The sequence below is a fragment of the Agrobacterium tumefaciens genome, from assembly GCF_013318015.2.
Lineage (GTDB): Bacteria > Pseudomonadota > Alphaproteobacteria > Rhizobiales > Rhizobiaceae > Agrobacterium > Agrobacterium tumefaciens.
On sequence record NZ_CP115843.1, the window covers coordinates 250,464 to 266,505 of the forward strand.

14 protein-coding genes and 3 pseudogenes are annotated in these 16,042 nt (G+C 56.0%); 11 read left to right on the forward strand and 6 right to left on the reverse strand.

Translation table 11 applies throughout. The annotated features are described in order from the left end of the window. Positions 1 to 150: 150 nt before the first annotated feature. On the reverse strand, positions 151 to 1,146 hold the full coding sequence (locus G6L97_RS24410; protein WP_019565639.1) for a LacI family DNA-binding transcriptional regulator: 996 nt from the start codon (positions 1,144 to 1,146) through the stop codon (positions 151 to 153). Between the two features lie 173 nt (positions 1,147 to 1,319). Here G6L97_RS24410 and G6L97_RS24415 point away from each other — a divergent pair, with 173 nt between their 5' ends. From G6L97_RS24415 to G6L97_RS24435, 5 genes and pseudogenes are all read left to right on the forward strand, one after another. Next, complete coding sequence (locus tag G6L97_RS24415; protein ID WP_065706107.1) at positions 1,320 to 2,273, forward strand: substrate-binding domain-containing protein; 954 nt, start codon at positions 1,320 to 1,322, stop codon at positions 2,271 to 2,273. A 126-nt stretch (positions 2,274 to 2,399) separates the two neighbouring features. Then, the gene (locus G6L97_RS24420) at positions 2,400 to 3,521 is read left to right on the forward strand and encodes an ABC transporter permease (protein WP_065706108.1); all 1,122 of its coding nucleotides are present in this window, start codon (positions 2,400 to 2,402) and stop codon (positions 3,519 to 3,521) included. Then, positions 3,521 to 4,308 (forward strand): annotated as a pseudogene (locus tag G6L97_RS24425) (ATP-binding cassette domain-containing protein). Before G6L97_RS24420 ends, G6L97_RS24425 begins: the two are co-directional and overlap by 1 nt. An 84-nt stretch (positions 4,309 to 4,392) precedes the next feature. Further along, positions 4,393 to 5,187, forward strand: a complete 795-nt coding sequence (locus tag G6L97_RS24430) for a TIM barrel protein (RefSeq protein WP_060642069.1) — start codon at positions 4,393 to 4,395, stop codon at positions 5,185 to 5,187. A gap of 23 nt (positions 5,188 to 5,210) precedes the next feature. Further along, positions 5,211 to 6,230 (forward strand): Gfo/Idh/MocA family oxidoreductase, encoded by a 1,020-nt coding sequence (locus G6L97_RS24435; protein WP_174004023.1) that lies wholly within the window; start codon positions 5,211 to 5,213, stop codon positions 6,228 to 6,230. A 638-nt stretch (positions 6,231 to 6,868) separates the two neighbouring features. Here the strand turns inward: G6L97_RS24435 and G6L97_RS24440 are convergent. Then, positions 6,869 to 7,765 carry a transglutaminase family protein gene (locus tag G6L97_RS24440; RefSeq protein WP_174004025.1) on the reverse strand — a complete coding sequence of 299 codons (897 nt, stop codon included), beginning with the start codon at positions 7,763 to 7,765 and terminating at the stop codon, positions 6,869 to 6,871. 471 nt (positions 7,766 to 8,236) lie between these two features. Beyond that, entirely contained in the window at positions 8,237 to 8,905 is a 669-nt protein-coding gene (locus G6L97_RS24445; protein ID WP_174004027.1) for a GntR family transcriptional regulator, read from the reverse strand. A gap of 83 nt (positions 8,906 to 8,988) precedes the next feature. On the opposite strand from G6L97_RS24445, the gene G6L97_RS24450 reads away from it, so the two are divergent. The 4 genes and pseudogenes from G6L97_RS24450 (at position 8,989) to G6L97_RS24465 (ending at position 11,884) form a co-directional block, all read left to right on the forward strand. Beyond that, a complete protein-coding gene (locus G6L97_RS24450) occupies positions 8,989 to 9,609 on the forward strand; it encodes a C39 family peptidase (protein WP_174004029.1) in 621 nt (206 codons plus the stop codon). Positions 9,610 to 9,654: 45 nt separating this feature from the next. Further along, a pseudogene (locus G6L97_RS24455) lies at positions 9,655 to 10,721 on the forward strand (D-alanine--D-alanine ligase family protein). Positions 10,722 to 10,910: 189 nt separating this feature from the next. Continuing rightward, positions 10,911 to 11,174 (forward strand): hypothetical protein, encoded by a 264-nt coding sequence (locus G6L97_RS24460; RefSeq protein ID WP_013637284.1) that lies wholly within the window; start codon positions 10,911 to 10,913, stop codon positions 11,172 to 11,174. Between the two features lie 11 nt (positions 11,175 to 11,185). Further along, entirely contained in the window at positions 11,186 to 11,884 is a 699-nt protein-coding gene (locus G6L97_RS24465; protein WP_112650653.1) for a nucleotidyl transferase AbiEii/AbiGii toxin family protein, read from the forward strand. A 415-nt stretch (positions 11,885 to 12,299) separates the two neighbouring features. Here G6L97_RS24465 and G6L97_RS24470 read toward each other — a convergent pair. Further along, positions 12,300 to 12,545 (reverse strand): annotated as a pseudogene (locus G6L97_RS24470) (IS6 family transposase); the annotation flags it as partial. A gap of 68 nt (positions 12,546 to 12,613) precedes the next feature. Continuing rightward, the gene (locus G6L97_RS24475; protein WP_065658907.1) at positions 12,614 to 13,225 is read right to left on the reverse strand and encodes a TetR/AcrR family transcriptional regulator; all 612 of its coding nucleotides are present in this window, start codon (positions 13,223 to 13,225) and stop codon (positions 12,614 to 12,616) included. A 148-nt stretch (positions 13,226 to 13,373) separates the two neighbouring features. Between G6L97_RS24475 and G6L97_RS24480 the strand changes: the two genes are divergently transcribed. After that, positions 13,374 to 13,640: a hypothetical protein gene (locus G6L97_RS24480; RefSeq protein WP_080802594.1), complete on the forward strand. Its 267-nt coding sequence runs from the start codon at positions 13,374 to 13,376 to the stop codon at positions 13,638 to 13,640. 178 nt (positions 13,641 to 13,818) lie between these two features. Here the strand turns inward: G6L97_RS24480 and G6L97_RS24485 are convergent, their stop codons facing one another. Beyond that, entirely contained in the window at positions 13,819 to 14,082 is a 264-nt protein-coding gene (locus G6L97_RS24485; protein WP_272438519.1) for a hypothetical protein, read from the reverse strand. On the opposite strand from G6L97_RS24485, the gene G6L97_RS24490 reads away from it, so the two are divergent. Further along, the gene (locus G6L97_RS24490; RefSeq protein WP_174068950.1) at positions 14,076 to 16,025 is read left to right on the forward strand and encodes a methyl-accepting chemotaxis protein; all 1,950 of its coding nucleotides are present in this window, start codon (positions 14,076 to 14,078) and stop codon (positions 16,023 to 16,025) included. The two genes, G6L97_RS24485 and G6L97_RS24490, sit on opposite strands and share 7 nt — an antisense overlap. Positions 16,026 to 16,042: the final 17 nt, after the last annotated feature.

Consider the following 16,042-nt stretch of genomic DNA (forward strand, 5'->3'; position numbering starts at 1 on the left):
TCGATCCCGTCCAAGGCGGTTGGTACGCACACTGCATGCCTGCCTCGTTGATGAAATCCAGTTCGGATGACACCCAAGCTTCGCCGCGACTTTGTGACGTTCCGATCGGATGGTCCTAAAGAATATTCAACTGTGATCAGTCGACAGCGTTTAAGTTGAGCGTCGAACGACAAGCTCTCCCCGAAGAGTTACCGTCTTCAAAGCCGAACTCCCCTTGATCATACTCAGAATTGCATCAATCATTTCGTCGCGCGGTTGCTCATAGGTGGTAATGCCGTATCCGAACGAACCGGATATCTCGTAGTTGTCGAAACCCACTATCGCAATATCTTCGGGAACTTGAAGGCGAAAGTTTGCCCGGATCTCATCCATTGCGCCCATCGCCAGAATGTCGTTTTCGCACATTAGCACATCGACGCGATCTTGCGGTGAAGTCTCGCTTAAGTACTTCCTCACCGAGGCCGCACCAGCGTCCAGACTGTATTTTTCCGCGCTCATTTGGACGATGTTTTGGATGCCTTTTTCTGCCCAGAACTCCGTGAAGTAATGGCTTCTTTTTAAAGCCGTGGACAAAGCGGCAGCACCGCTCATGAAGCCCGGGCGTTTGTATCCCTGCGCATGAAGGTGGTCGACGATCTCCCTGAGAGCAAGTTCCGCGTCGCAGACAACCGCTGGCACGCCGTCGATCTGACTGTCACGTGCAAGCACGAACATAGGCGGCATGCCGCGTCCGTGCTGCAGGTCTGTCAGGGTTTCGTCGCGAAACGCTGTACCAAACAGAATGATGGCATCGACCTGACGCTGGTCCGCATGGAGAAGTGCGTTCACATGGTTAAAGTGGCTATTGATATTGATCAGCATCACGACCAGGCCTGCGGCCTGGAGCTTCTCGGTAAGCGCCTCAAGGAAAGGGAGCTTTTGCGGGTTGGAGAAGTCATCCACGAAGACAGCGATCTGCCCCGTCGAGTTGGTGGCAAGGCTTCGTGCAAGAAGGTTCGGCGTGTAGTTCAAAGCTGCAGCGGTCTCCAGTACCTTCCGCTTGCTTTCGTCGGTAATCGAAGCTCCCGGTGTGAAAGCTCGTATCACGGTCCACTTGGAGACTCCCGCCGCATCTGCCACCTGTTTAGCTGTTGCTCTCTTCCGCATAAACTCTCCGGTAATGGAACATAAATTCCATTTTTTGATTCAGTGAAATGAATGCTTGCTTTTAACGCATTCTGACATAACATGCACCTGCTTGCACCCGGTAGCAAACGCATTTGCACCCGGTAGCATTCGAATTCGTCACTCAGAGGAGTGGGTGACATTGAGGAGGAAAAATGAAATCCATTTGGAAGAGTTTCGCTTCTGCGGCTATTGCCGTGTCACTGATTGGCGCTTGGTCGGTTGGCGTCAAAGCCGACGAGCAACCCAGCATCATCGCCGTCACTCATGGACAAGCTTCTGACCCCTTCTGGTCGATCGTGAAAAACGGAATGATGCAGGCCGGCAAGGACATCAATGCCAAGGTTGACTACCGGGCACCCGAGACCTTCGATATGGTGGCAATGGCTCAGCTCATTGAGGCCGCAGTCAATCAAAACCCGGCGGGCATTGTAATTTCCAATCCCGATCCGGATGCGCTAGGCCCGGCGATTGCCAAGGCCATCGCGGCCGGTATCCCCGTCATTTCCATGAACTCCGGCATTGCCGCAACGGAAAAGCTTGGCATCAAGCTTCATGTTGGCCAGGACGAACTTACCGCAGGGGCCAAGGTCGGCGAAAAACTCAAGTCTCTCGGCATGAAGCATGTGCTGTGCGTAAACCAGGAGGTGGGAAATGCCGCCCTTGACCAGCGCTGCGCAGGTACCGCCAAGGGCTTCGAAGGTGGAAAGGTAACGGTCCTGCCGACTTCCGCCGAACCGGCGGAAATTGAATCAAAGATCCAGGCTGCTTTAACCTCGGATTCTTCTGTCGATGTCGTGCTTGGCCTGTCGGCGCCGCTCGTCGGTGAGCGAGCGGTTGCTGTTGTCGAGAAGATGGGCAATGGCGACAAGGTCAAGGTCGCTTCTTTCGATCTCTCGGCCAATTTCCTAAAGGCTGTTTCGGAAGGCAAGGCACTTTTTGCCGTGGATCAGCAACCCTATCTCCAGGGATATCTGCCAGTCACATTCCTCGCGCTGAATGCAAGATATGGCACGATTCCTGCTGGAAACGTTGCCTCGGGTCCGAGCTTTGTCGAGAAGGATACCGCCGCTTCGGTGATTGAGAAATCCTCCCAGGGTATCCGCTGAGCGGGACCCATCCGGCAGCTCCCGCACCTCCAGCGGGGGCTGCCCTCATCGCCCGACATCCGATCCGCGTGAAGCGTGAACGGCAGCCGATGGCGCACGTAAACAACTGACATCTGAGGTACGACCATGACGCTGGCCAACGAACAGAACGGGTCCCCGACTCGATCCGACGAGCGCCTGAAAAAGGTTTCGACTTTGACCGCGCTCGCGCGACGTCCGGAACTCGGCGCAGTCGCAGGACTGGTGCTCGTCACAACATTCTTCATGCTGACCGCAAACCCCGCCATGTTCACACTTGCAGGCGTTGTAAACTTCATGGCGCCAGCTGCTCAACTGGGGATTCTTGCGGTTGGCGCGGCACTCTTGATGATCGGCGGCGAGTTCGATCTGTCGATCGGCTCGATGGTCGCGTTCGCAGGGCTAGTTTTTGGCACGGCCCTTGTGGTCCTTAATCTGCCGCTCAGCGTCGCGATCCTGATCGCGCTTGCTTTCGCCGTGGTCATCGGTGTCACCAACGCCCAGCTCACCATGCGCACCGGACTTCCATCGTTTATAGTAACGCTTGCGTTTCTCTTCATTCTTCGTGGCCTCACGCTCGTCGGACTGAAGTGGGCGAGCGGCGGTTCAACACAGCTTCGCGGCATGAGGGAAGCTGTGGCGGACAGTCCCCTTGCGCCGCTGTTCTCAGGCGATGCCTTCCCGGGCTTCTTCACGTGGCTTGGCAGTGCAGGCGTCATCGAGACCTTCCCCAATGGAACGCCGAAAGTCCCCGGTATCCCCGTAGAAATTCTCTGGTTTGTGCTGATTGCACTCGTCGCGACCTGGGTTCTGCTGCGCACGAGGTTTGGAAACTGGATCTTTGCATCCGGAGGCGACCCGAAGGCAGCTCGCAAGTCGGGTGTTCCCGTCGCGCGCGTAAAGACCACCCTTTTCATTGTTACCGCCATGTGCGCCACTCTTGTCGCGATCCTCACCGTGCTTGATGCGGGTTCAACGGACGCACGACGGGGATTTCAGAAGGAGTTCGAAGCCATCATTGCGGCCGTCATCGGCGGATGTCTCCTGACTGGAGGATATGGTTCGGCAATTGGTGCGTTCTTCGGATCGATCGTCTTTGGCATGGTCTTGATCGGTCTCACCTACACGTCAATCGACCAGGATTGGTACCTCGTCTTCCTCGGCGGGATGCTGCTGATTGCGGTTATTTTCAACAACATCATTCGCAAGCGTGTGACGGGAGAACGCTGATGAGCACGAGCCAGACACCACTCGTCGAGGTCAAGAACCTCGTAAAGCACTTCGGCTCGATTATCGCACTCAACGGCGTTTCGCTGAGTGTTCACGCAGGAGAGGTTCTGTGCCTCCTCGGAGATAACGGACCGGAAAATCAACTCTGATCAATACTCTTTCCGGCGTTCACAGACCGACATCCGGCGACTTCCTCGTCGAGGGGAAACAACATCTCTTTACCGGGCCAAGAGATGCGCTCGATGCGGGGATTGCTACCGTCTACCAGGATCTGGCGATGATCCCGCTGATGTCTGTCACAAGAAACTTCTTCATGGGTCGCGAGCCGTTGAAGGGTTTCGGTCCGTTCAAATACATGGACATGGAATTCGCGGATCGCGTGACCAGCGAAGAAATGAAGAGAATCGGCATCGATGTTCGTGAACCCGGGCAGGCCGTCGGCACGCTCTCCGGTGGCGAACGTCAATGCGTGGCGATCGCACGCGCCGTGTATTTCGGGGCGAAAGTCCTCATTCTCGATGAACCGACATCTGCACTCGGTGTTGCACAAACCTCGATGGTCCTAAAGTACATCGATCAGGTTCGTCGCAAAGGTCTGGGCGTGATTTTCATTACCCACAACGTCCGACACGCTTTTGCCGTCGGCAACCGTTTTACAGCTCTGAACAGGGGAAAGACGCTTGGCACATTTGCCAAACATGAAATCAGCCTCGATGGCCTGCAGAACCTGATGGCCGGCGGCAAAGAACTCCAGTCGATCTCCGCGGAGCTGGGCGGCACCATTTGAAGACACTTGGAAACATGAATTTTGGCCCGGCGCGTTCGCCGGGCCTTGGGACAGTCATATCCAAAATCCAGGGAACCACCCCAAATGAGCAGTACGAATAACACCCCGTTTCCGTTAGCCGCCTGCGCGGAGATGCTGTGGCGGGACAAGCCTATCGAATGGCGCGCTTCCCGATTGAAGGAGCAGGGATTTGGCGTGGGCCTCTGGAATTGGCCAGAGCACGACATCGCCAAGCTCGAAGCCACAGGTGCGACCTTCACAATTATGAACGGTTACCTGACCGGGCGTCTTACGGATGAAGAAGGTGCAGCCGAACTTTTGAGAACCGCGCGCGAAACAGCTCAGATCGGTAAACGTCTTGGCGTGCAGCGCCTCAACCTTCACGGCACTGGCCTCGGGGATCGTGGACTACCGATTCAGCCTGTCGAGGTCGTCACGGGAGCCATGTGGCTGAAGGCTCAGGATACGCTACGCCGAATCGTCGACCTCGCGGAAGAAGAAAACGTGGTTTTCACGCTGGAAAACCTCAATCTTCCCGTCGATCACCCCGGCGTTCCGTTCGGGCGCGCCGAAGACACGTTGGCACTCGTATCGAGCATCGACCATCCGCGCCTGCGTTTGAACCTGGACCTCTACCACGCGCAGATCGGTGAGGGGAACCTGATCGAACTTTGCCGCAGGAGCCTGCCGTGGATCGGTGAGATTCAGGTGGCCGATGTACCCGGGCGATTTGAGCCGGGCACCGGCGAAGTGAACTGGAAGGGGATCGCAAGAGCCCTGAGCCACATGGGCTACTCCGGCCCGATTGGGATGGAAGCATGGGCATCCGGAGATGCTGACACCGCGCTTGCTGCCTTCCGCGAAGCCTTCACTCTCTGATTTCAAAAACAGGACTAAAAATCATGACCAAGGTCAAAACAGTCAACGTCGGACTTATCGGGGCAGGGCGCATCGGTTCGTTTCATGGTGAGAGTGTCGCAAAAAGGCTTGTGGACGCGGAGCTGATAGCCGTCGCCGACCCCGCCCCCGGAGCCGCTGCAAAGCTTGCGGAGAGGCTGGGCGCCGACGCTTCTTACACCCACGTTGCAGAAATGCTTTCTCACCCCGGTCTGGATGCGGTCATCATTGCGACACCCGCACGCTTTCACACCAATATCCTCGTGCAGGCTGCGGAGGCCGGCAAGGCGATATTTTGCGAGAAGCCAATGGCGCTCACGCTTGAAGATGCGGACCGCGGCATTGCAGCCGCAAAGGCCGCAGGCGTTCCGCTGCAGGTCGGTTTTAATCGTCGCTGGGACCAGGCATTTGCCGAAGGCCGCGAAGCGATCGACGCCGGAAAGGTCGGCGCAGTTCAACTCATCCGGTCGCTAACGCGTGATCCTGGTCCGTTCGGCGGCGACCCAGGCAGGATTCCTTTGTGGACCATCTTTTATGAAACGTTGATCCACGACTTCGACACCCTGCTTTGGTTGAACCCCGGCGCAAAGCCTGTCGAAGTGTTTGCAATGGCAGATGCGCTGGTTCGCTCGGACGCACGCAATACAGGCTTCCTCGATACCGCCGTCGTCAATATTCGTTTTGACAACGGCTCGATTGCGGTTGCGGAAGCAAACTTCTCTGCAATGTACGGCTACGATATTCGCGGCGAAGTATTCGGCTCCGGCGGAATGGTTGCGATGGGCGACGTACGACGTTCTAGCATGACGCTGTTCGACGCTACTGGCGTATCCAACGACACATGGCGGCGCGATACGGACCACTTCGTTCAGGCCTACACGGCGCAGCTTGCTTCCTTTGTCGATGCGGTTCGTAACGGCGTTGTTCAGAATGCACCAACAGGAGCTGATGCTCGCAACGCTCTGGCGATTGCACTTGCTGCGATTGAATCCGTGTCGAAAAAACAGCCGGTTCCTGTGATTTGAAGGCATAGATGGCAGGGGCCGATATTGCTCCTGCCATCACATAGGTATTGGAAAAATCAGCCACTCAGAAACGCATCGGCGGGGCGAAAGACAATCGTCATGGCAACGAAATCAACAGTTCAGAAGCCCAAAACAGTATTTGATTTGAGAAACATGCTTGAGGTCAAAAGCTTGAGGCTATCGAGCCATCAAGAGAGAGTAGCGCGAACTGCTGTCGCTTGCCCGGAAGTCGTCGCCTTCGGGACAGCAAATTCCCTTGCTGTTTGTTGTTCCGTCACCCAGTCGACGGTGGTTCGGTTGGCGATCTCTCTTGGGTTTGAGAGTTACCGCGAATTCAGACGCGTTTTCCAGCAGCATGTGAAACTCAACGCAACCTACAGATAGGGGAATCGGTCCCTGAGGCTCGCCGTACACCTACCGTGAGGGAAAGCTGCTATTGCCAAGTTTGTTAGCTCGTGTCTCGCCGCTCGGATAGGAGCACACATTATCACTAATCAACATCGTGCATGTTTGGCGCAGGCGCGAAGAAGTGTCGGTTCACCCAGTCCAGGTATCTTCATCATAAAATTCGGTTGCGCCGGCGAATTGCCGTGAGACTAGCTTGGGCGGCAAACGCCGGAATAGGCAATGCGTTCCGATCAGTTGAGCACAGTTTCGATGCGATCATCCGTTGTGACGTTGACCTGGACTGACATGCCCTCGTAGTCAGCGGCTGTTCCGTCGTAACTTCCCCACAAAGGAACTGCCTGCTTCGGATCCCGTGCCACCCCAACACGGATAAGATCACGGTTGCCCACGATACCGTTGGTTGGGTCGAACTCAGCCCAACCGGCGCCCGGCAAATAGATCTGGCACCACGCATGGGTGGAACCGCCGCCAAGGGTGATTGATCCGTCTCGGTCTGGAACGTAGATATAGCCCGTGACGAACCTGGCCGCGAACCCAAGTGATCGAGCGGCCTCCATCATAAGTAGCGCGAAGTCGCGGCAGGTTCCCTTGCGAAGCTGCAGCGTCTCGGTCGGCGCTTGCGTTCCATGCTCTTGTCGTCGGGCATAGATGAAACTTTCATGGATGGCGTAGCACAACGTCATCAGCAGGTGCCCGGTTTCAGTGGGTTGCCCGATTCGCACGAATTGGCGCGCCCATTTACCGACCTGATCATGTGGATCAGCGTAATGGCGCTGGATGGTTCGTTCCAGATCCAGCGCTTCGTCTGGATCATATGAAAACGGGTAAGTCAAAGCGTCCTGATCGATTTGCAGATCAATTGCGACATAGGGTGTATGGTCAAGGCGAATGACGGTTTCGAAGCGGAGCTCACGTGAGGGTTGAGCAAAGCCGATAACTGCGACGCAGTTTCCGAACACATCATGGATCCAACGAAGATAGTCCGGTTCCGGGTCGATGAGGAGTCGGGAGCTCAGCAGCGTCTGATCGAAACTGTCTCTCGGTCTGAACAAAAGTCTGTGCTCTCCGAACGCAACCGGCCGTTTATAACGATAGGACGTGACGTGTCGGACGGTAAATATTGTCATCGATCACCGGGGGGTACGAGGTCCAGGACGGCTGGCACCGTATCACTCTAAAGAAGCACATGCATTGTTACATCGTTCCAGCTGGCATGAGATAATCCGCGCGGGCGATCTCCCCCAACCTATTGGTGACAATCCGGCTGAGGTTGAAAACCGTGATGCAGGCTGTCAAATGTCCCGAAGAAGCCCACCCCTAATCCACCTTGGGCCCGTCAAATGCGTTCGCGAAGTTGAGCTAAAATCACTCTTTGTCGACTTTCAACCGAAGCGAAAGATAGTTTTAAGTCGAAACTTCCGAAGAGTTCGTGATAGCGCAACGGTCTGTCAGGGTAGATACCTACTTCCGCGGTGTGGGGGTCAGCGGTTCACCTCTCATCAAGAGCAAAAATGTACCTGTTACCCGTCTCAACGGCAGCGAATCTCCTAAGTCAAGCGTACTTTCGCCCGTCTCGAACGCTGAACCGGCGAGCCGCCTTAGCTCGACTGTGCGGCCGTGCTGAGCTTGCGACTTCCTTCAAGCAAATGACGCTGCAAAATTGCACTTGCAGCGTCGATATTCCGATCTTTGCAAGCCTTTAACAGAGCACGGTGCTCGTCCTGCGATTGCTGCTCATAGTCCAAGCTGGATAGCAATACACGTACGTAGCGGTCGGCTGCATCATGGTGGGTAGCGATAAGGCCGATGAGCCGCTCATTTTGGCAGGCGCCGTAAAGTGTCATGTGGAACTGCTTATTCAGCGTCCCCCAACGTCCCACATCCTTCTCAGCTTCGATCTGGGCGAGAAATGTTGCCGCCCTGTCCAAATCGGCTGTCGTCAGCCCTACATATGATAGGCGCAAGGCTTCCGTCTCCAGTAGCGAGCGAATGGAATAGATCTCCGCAATCTCCTTGGCATCTATTCTTGCCACGAAGGCCCCCTTTGTCGGGTGAATGGTTACGAGGCCCTCGCTTTCCAGAAGCCTCAAGGCATCCCGCACAGGCATGCGGCTGAACCCAAATCGTGCGGCCAGCTCGTCTTGTCGGAGCGCGACGCCACTGCGAAGCTCTCCACCGGAAATCGCTTCCCTGAGAACCCTTGCGATACGATCCGCCACGGTCTCCGGCCGGATGGTTTCAACATTTATTGCGACGAAATCGTTCATGGCCAACCTCCTCCGAGACAGCAATCATCTTGATCATGCCAAGCAACCTCGTATACGAGTATACCGTTCAGGAGATTTTTGCCATGCCCTTATCATCAGGCGTCGTTCCTTATTTCAGTCAGTGGGAAACACCGGAGATGACATTGCCCGTGCTTGCCGAAGGATCTGCGGCGCTGCTGCGCGATCCGCTCTGGCGGCAATCGTGTGCCGAGACGATCGAGGAATACGCGCGCTGGGCGGTCAATGTCTGCGGCATGGCCTGCCTGAGGATGATCCTGGCAGCGCGCGGCGATCTGCATCCGACGCTTGCTCTCGCCCGTGCCTGCACCGCCTATGGCGGCCATGTCGTCAACGAGCTGGATGCTTCGATCAAGGGACTGATCTATGCGCCCTTCGTGACCTATGTGGGCGAGCGCTTCGGGCTCTCGGCAGAAACGATGACGGGTGTCGCAACAGAGAGCATCCCCGGTCTGCTCGCTGAACGCCCGTTCTTCATCGCCTCGGTCAATAGCGGCATACGCTGGCCGGAACGCATGCCGCCCTCAAAAGGCGGGCATCTCATTCTGGTGACGGCAGCCTCGGCTGATACGGTCCGTTTCCACAATCCATCTGGTCATGATGCTGCGAGCCAGGCGGATGTGCTGCTACCGCTTGCCATATTCGACCGCTTCTTTGCCAATCGCGGCATCGCGATCAGCTTCTGAGATCTATTTAGACTATTTAGACACCAGATTATTTTGGGGGTTTTCATGACATCTTCCCGCGGCAAGCCGCGCATCGCCGTTCTCTTCGGCGGCCGCTCGGCCGAACACGACGTCTCCGTCATGTCGGCGACGAATGTCGTGGGGGCACTGGAGCCCTCGAAATACGAGGCGGTACCGATCTTCGTTACGCGGGAAGGCGAGTGCTGCTCAGCCATTTCGAAAATGGCGTGCTCGCCAGGCCGGCAAACGGCACCGAAATCGCATTGGTGCCCGGCGGGCGTGGGCGGATGATCGCGATCGACGGCGGCAGGATGAGCGATGCCGGGAAGATCGATATTCTGTTCCCGGTTCTGCATGGTATTTTCGGCGAGGATGGTTCCGTGCAGGGACTGGCGGAGGTGGCCCGCGTGCCATTGGTTGGCTGCGGCATCCTGGGTTCAGCGACAGCGCTTGACAAGGATATCGCCAAGCAGCTGCTGCGGGCGGCGGGGTTACCGGTGGCGCGTGCTGTTACCGTGCATGCGGATCGGGTGCCGTCCTTCGACACGCTTGAGATCGCGTTGGGTTTGCCGATGTTCGTTAAGCCGGCGCGTCAGGGGTCTTCGGTCGGCGTGCGCAAGGTTTCCGGCAACCAGGAATTTGCGCCGGCGCTCGCGGAGGGCTTCAAGCATGACCGCAAGCTGCTTGCCGAGGAATTCATCCGCGGCCGCGAGATCGAGTGCAGCGTGCTCGAGGACGCCAAGGGTGGCCTGTTCGTCTCTCGCCCGGGTGAGATCATCCCGGCCGAAAGCCATGGCTTCTATAGCTACGATGCGAAATATATCGACGACGATGGCGCGGCGCTGACGGTTCCGGCAGAGCTTCCGCCAGAGGTTGAGATGAAGATCCGCGAGACGGCAGCACTCGCCTTCCGGGCGCTCGGTTGCGACGGTATGGCGCGCGTCGATTTCTTCCTGACCGAGGACATGGCTTTTTTGGTCAACGAGGTGAACACCATTCCGGGGTTCACCGATATCAGCATGTATGCGAAGGCGATGGCGGCAAGCGGCGTCAGCTATCCTGAGGTAATCGACCGGCTCGTTGAACACGGTTTTGCGCGCGCCGGCCTCTGAGCCGCAAAATGCCTCTTCCCGGTGTAGTAGACATGCACCGGGAAGAAAAACGCCGCAGCTTCGTCTGCTCTTGTGACAAGAACTGGAATAAGCCGGATTAATTGCCGTTGCATGCCTGCGTCTGCTGTGTTTCTTGCGTTTTTGGCGGGTATGTATTACATAACTTATTGAAAATTGGTGGTGATAACGATGTCTAGCGTTGCGATTAAGGTACTGTCGACGGTGAACGCCCCTTACGGGACGAACCTTTCGGCTGAGCAACTCGCTTCGAAGATTTCGGATTTTGCGAGCGTTGAGAATTTCGATGCTTCGGCATTCTCATTCTATTCCGAAGTGAAAGCCGAGCTCCAGCACCAGTTTCTGGATGAGATGGAAATCGACCACGGTACAGCATCCGAGATTGCCCAGAAATTCTCGCAGCTAGCTGGATATCCCCTCGCCCTAGCCGCCTGAGGGTTGTCCTGATGAGCCAATGGGAAAGCCTTTTCGACCAGGCTGCGTCAATTATCAATCAGGCGAACTCTTCTTTTAAACTCCTCGATAGCTGGACTTTCGGGGGTGGCACCGCCCTTATGCTCCAGATAAACCATCGTGAAAGCTTCGATATCGACATTTTCGTCGATGATCCGCAGGTCCTCCCATATCTGAACCCGACAACACAGGGCTATACCCTGCAGGTGAACCCAGATGAATATGTTTCGGACGGGACGCATGCGTTGAAAATCGTGTTCGCGGGCATCGGTGAAATTGACTTCATTTGTGCTCCAAGTCTGACCAACGATCCAACATCCCGTGTCGCAGTACGTGGAATCCAAGTTGACCTTGAGACCCCGGGCGAAATCATCGCGAAGAAGGTTCACTATCGAGGATCCTCTCTTCAGCCACGTGACATGTTCGATATCGCGTGCATCGCCAAGGCATGCGGCGATGGATACGTTCTCGAAGCTCTCTTGCCATTCAAAAACAGGGCCGCCGCTGCATTGGCAGTCGCCGAGAGAATGGATGCAGTCCTCGCTAGCACAGTTATGGGGAAGCTTCAGTATAGAGAAGGATATGCGGATATTTCGAAAACTGCTCAAGCGACGACAATCTCGCTTTTGAAAGCGGTGTGCGATCACAAGCCATCGGTATCCGCAGCGCCTTCCTCTACATCTCCGCGCTGATTTCTACGCAACTTGGCGACCTTAGCTATACCGCCGTTCGGTCGATCATTCTTTCGGTGCGCATCATTCCGATTAGCCAGCAAAACCAAGTTAGGGCGGCGCCAGCGAGTGTGAGTGAATTGCGTCGCAGATGCTTAGCCAATCCACGACGCGTGGACGACGGTTCGAATCCGTTCAAGAGCCACAATATTGCTGGGCGTCCTGCGTTACTGGGCTAATGAGAGGCTTGCGCGTGCGTGTAAAGTGCCGCACCAACTTTTTGTGCTGCGGCTGTCGGTTTTCAGCTGGGTTTAAGCCAGTTTTTCATTTGGCATTGTACCAACACATTGCTTCTATGGTATTGACCGAAAACATCTTTCCGAAGTGAGAGTGGATCTTTTCGAAATGGAAGAATGGATCATATTCGTGCGATAACCAACAGCCATTTGTCGCCGAGCTTGTCGATCGATCGCTTCCGGATTTCATTGGCAAAGTGCCTGTCGAATTTCTCAGCCCTAAGTCTCACGGTCTGACGAGAGACGATGACCCCACGAGCTGCCAGCACATCCTCGGCCATTCGCAGACTGAGCGGAAACCGGACATAGAGCTAAACGGTATGGGCAATCACGTCAGGTGGAAATCGGTGGCGACGATAAAGAGGATCACGGGCAAGTCTGGTCATATAGCCTTATTCGACGCCCGGTTAACGTTCACTGCCTTCAGTAGCACTTCCTTCTTGCACCAGCAGGATCAGGCAGAAGCCTGTGCACCTAGACCAAACGAGACCATCGCAGCTTCACACGCACGCGTAAACCGCATCGACGGACCTTCTTTGCCGGCGGCAAGTTTGCTGACGCGTGCTCCCTCTAACAGCATGGATAGCGTATCAGCCAAAAGTTCAGGATCGCTTACACCTGTCGAACGACAAAGATCGGCAAGCCGGGAATGCTGTTCCATCTTCAACGTTTCTATTATCGCATGTGCAGGGTGCCCTTGCTCTTTCAACTCTACCGCAGCATTGGCCAAATCGCATCCATAGGGCTCGCTGGAAAGACATTGTGCGCGCGCTTTAACCCATGCCGTGAGTTGAGCCCTCGGGTCGCCCGGGTTCTCTTTTTCGAGATCTTCCCAGGCTTTATCGAGCGTTCGAGAACTGTGCTTGAGCGCTTCACACACAAGATCGTCCTTGGAACCAAAATGTCGGTATAAGGTCATCTTGTTGGTCGAGGCGGCTTCGGCAATGGCATCAACACCGATGCCGCGTATCCCATGTTCACGAAACAGTTGGCAGGCCGTTGACACAATCCGGTCACGAGGTGCGATTTTCTGCTCAGAAGCACGATCAGATGTCTCGGATTTCATGAGTTTAATTTTTACCCTCAAGCGGTGTTGACATGCGTGTTACCGATCGGTAACTATCACAAAAGTTACTTACCGGTAACACCTTGGCGCGAGCCCGTCAAGCAATCGCCCGCTTTCACAGCTTAGGAATTATCGAAAGGAGACTGAGATGAGACAGACGATAGACGAGATGACGCTCGCCGAGATTTTCGCAGATCCACTGATCCGTTCAGTCATGCGCGCCGACGACGTTGGTCTGGACGATTTCAAAGAGTTGATGCATTCGGCGGCGACGTCCTTGACGACACGCGATGGCGCAGCATTTGCTGAACAGTTTGAAACGAGCGGGCCTGCAGCTTCATCGAAGCGTACACTCGTAACCGCCGTGCAGCCCTTGTTCGCAGGTTTCTTTAAGCCTTGCGCTGCCCATATGTGAATGTGGCCTGCATCACCATCTCACAAGTCGGGCTTATCCGCGGTGGGATGGCTAATCGCACGCTGATCTTTAGATATTGGTATCTCCTGCGCCCGTTTGGGCATGAAGAAATTGTAAAGTATTTAACTATAACTAATCGCAAGAAAACCAGCGAAGCACGGTCGTGGAACAATCGGTTCTAGTCCGTGTTTTGCGAAATGCGGCCCGGCGTTTCCGCCTGTTGGCGGGGCTGTCGTTTCGCCCGCGGAATGGTGACCTGCCCGTATTTGAAGGGGCAGGCCGGCGTTTTTCGGCGCATGCATGATGCAGTTGCGATCAGAGCCGATGATGCGGCTACCGAAGCCTTGATGATCGAGGTTACGCGACGTGCAATGTCAGTCTTGCCGAACACCTCCGGCACGGGGAAGGAGCGGTATTCATGCCCTGAGGTTATCCGTGTCATTTCTCCAGAATGCCAGTATCCGCACCAAAATTCTGTCGCTCATTCTACCGCTCTGCATCATCGGTCTGGGTGCAACAGTATATATGTCCGCCCGTTACAAAAACGCGGACACGCTCTATTCAGAGTTCATTGCCGGCGATAATGCCGCGCTTGTCGAGCTTTCTCGTGCCAACCGCAATCTTCAGGCGGTGGCTTACGGTGCTTATCAGGTAATGGCATATGACACCTCCATTCCGGATTTCGCCATCGCCAAAGGCGAGTATAACACCGACAAAGGCGAACTGATCTCGCGATTGAACAACGTCAAGGCGATATTCCCGGAAGAGACGGCAACAATCGACAAACTGCTCAAACAATCTCAGAGCATCATCGCAACCACTGATAAGGCCGTCGAGCTTGGATCCGCTAATCGTAATCAGGAGTCCGCGGCGGAACTCCTGAAGGCTGATGGGCAAATTCGCGCGGCCGGAAACGAAATAGGCTCTTTGCTGGACAAGCTTGCCAAGGGTGTTGCAAAAGGCAGCGACGATCTGAGTGACCAGACGAATTCCACGATCCTGACCTCGCTTGTTGTGGTTGGCATCAGCTTTGCAGCCGGCATCATTCTCGCACTTATCGTGGCCTCGCGTGGCATCACAACGCCGATTGCCCGGCTGCGGGAGCGTATGGTGTCGCTGGCAGGCGGCGATACGGCAGCCGAGATCGATGGCATGGACCGCAAGGACGAAGTCGGCCAGATGGCGGTTGCCGTTCAGGTGTTCCGCGAAAGTGCGATAGAGCGCATCCGCCTTGAACAGGAAACAGAAGCCAATCGCAGCCTTTCGGAAAAGGAACGCATCGCGCGCGAGCAGCAGAAGGCCAAGGAAGCTGCCGACGTCAAATTTGCCGTCGACAATCTGGCGACCGGTCTTTCGAAGCTTTCGGATGGCGATGTGTCCTACCGCATCGGCCAGCCGTTCACGGCGACACTCGACGGCGTTCGTAACGACTTCAACATGTCCGCCGAAAAGCTGCAATCGGCATTGACCCGGGTTGCGCAGAATGCCGGTGGCATCGGCGCGGGCGCAAACGAGATCAAATCGGCCGCCGACGATCTGGCCAAGCGTACCGAACAGCAGGCAGCAGCCGTTGAGGAAACCGCTGCCGCTCTGGAAGAGATCACCACGACAGTGAAGGATTCCACCAAGCGCGCGCAGGAGGCCGGCCTGATCGTCAGCCGCGCCAAGGCAGGTGCCGAACAATCCGGCGAAGTGGTACGCCGCGCCGTGGTCGCCATGGAGCAGATCTCCAAGTCCGCCAACGAGATCAGCAACATCATCGGCGTGATCGACGAAATCGCCTTCCAGACCAACCTTCTTGCGCTGAATGCCGGCGTGGAAGCCGCGCGTGCGGGCGAGGCGGGCAAGGGTTTTGCCGTTGTCGCGCAGGAAGTGCGCGAGCTGGCGCAACGCTCCGCCAATGCGGCCAAGGAAATCAAGGCGCTGATCACCACCTCGAACGATCAGGTGCAGCAGGGCGTTCAGCTGGTGGGCGACACCGGCAAGGCACTGGCGACGATCGTATCGGAAGTGCAGGAAATCAACCGGCACGTCGTCTCCATCGTGGAATCCGCGCAGGAGCAATCCTCCGGCCTCCAGCAGATCAATACCGCGGTCAACCAGATGGACCAGGACACGCAGAAAAATGCTGCCATGGTGGAAGAGACCAACGCCGCCAGCCACAATCTGGCCAAGGAGGTGGCTTCGCTCAACCAGCTTCTCGCGCAGTTCAAGCTTGCCGATACCGCCTATCAGCAGAAGAGCCAGCCCGCTCCGGTTCGCAATGCCGGCGGCAACGACAGATACGTGGCATCCCCCGTACGCGCGCTTGGCCGCAAGATTGCATCCGCATTCTCTGGTAACGCTGCTGTCGATACGTCAAAGGACGACTGGCAGGAGTTTTGATCGGCGATCGGTTAACG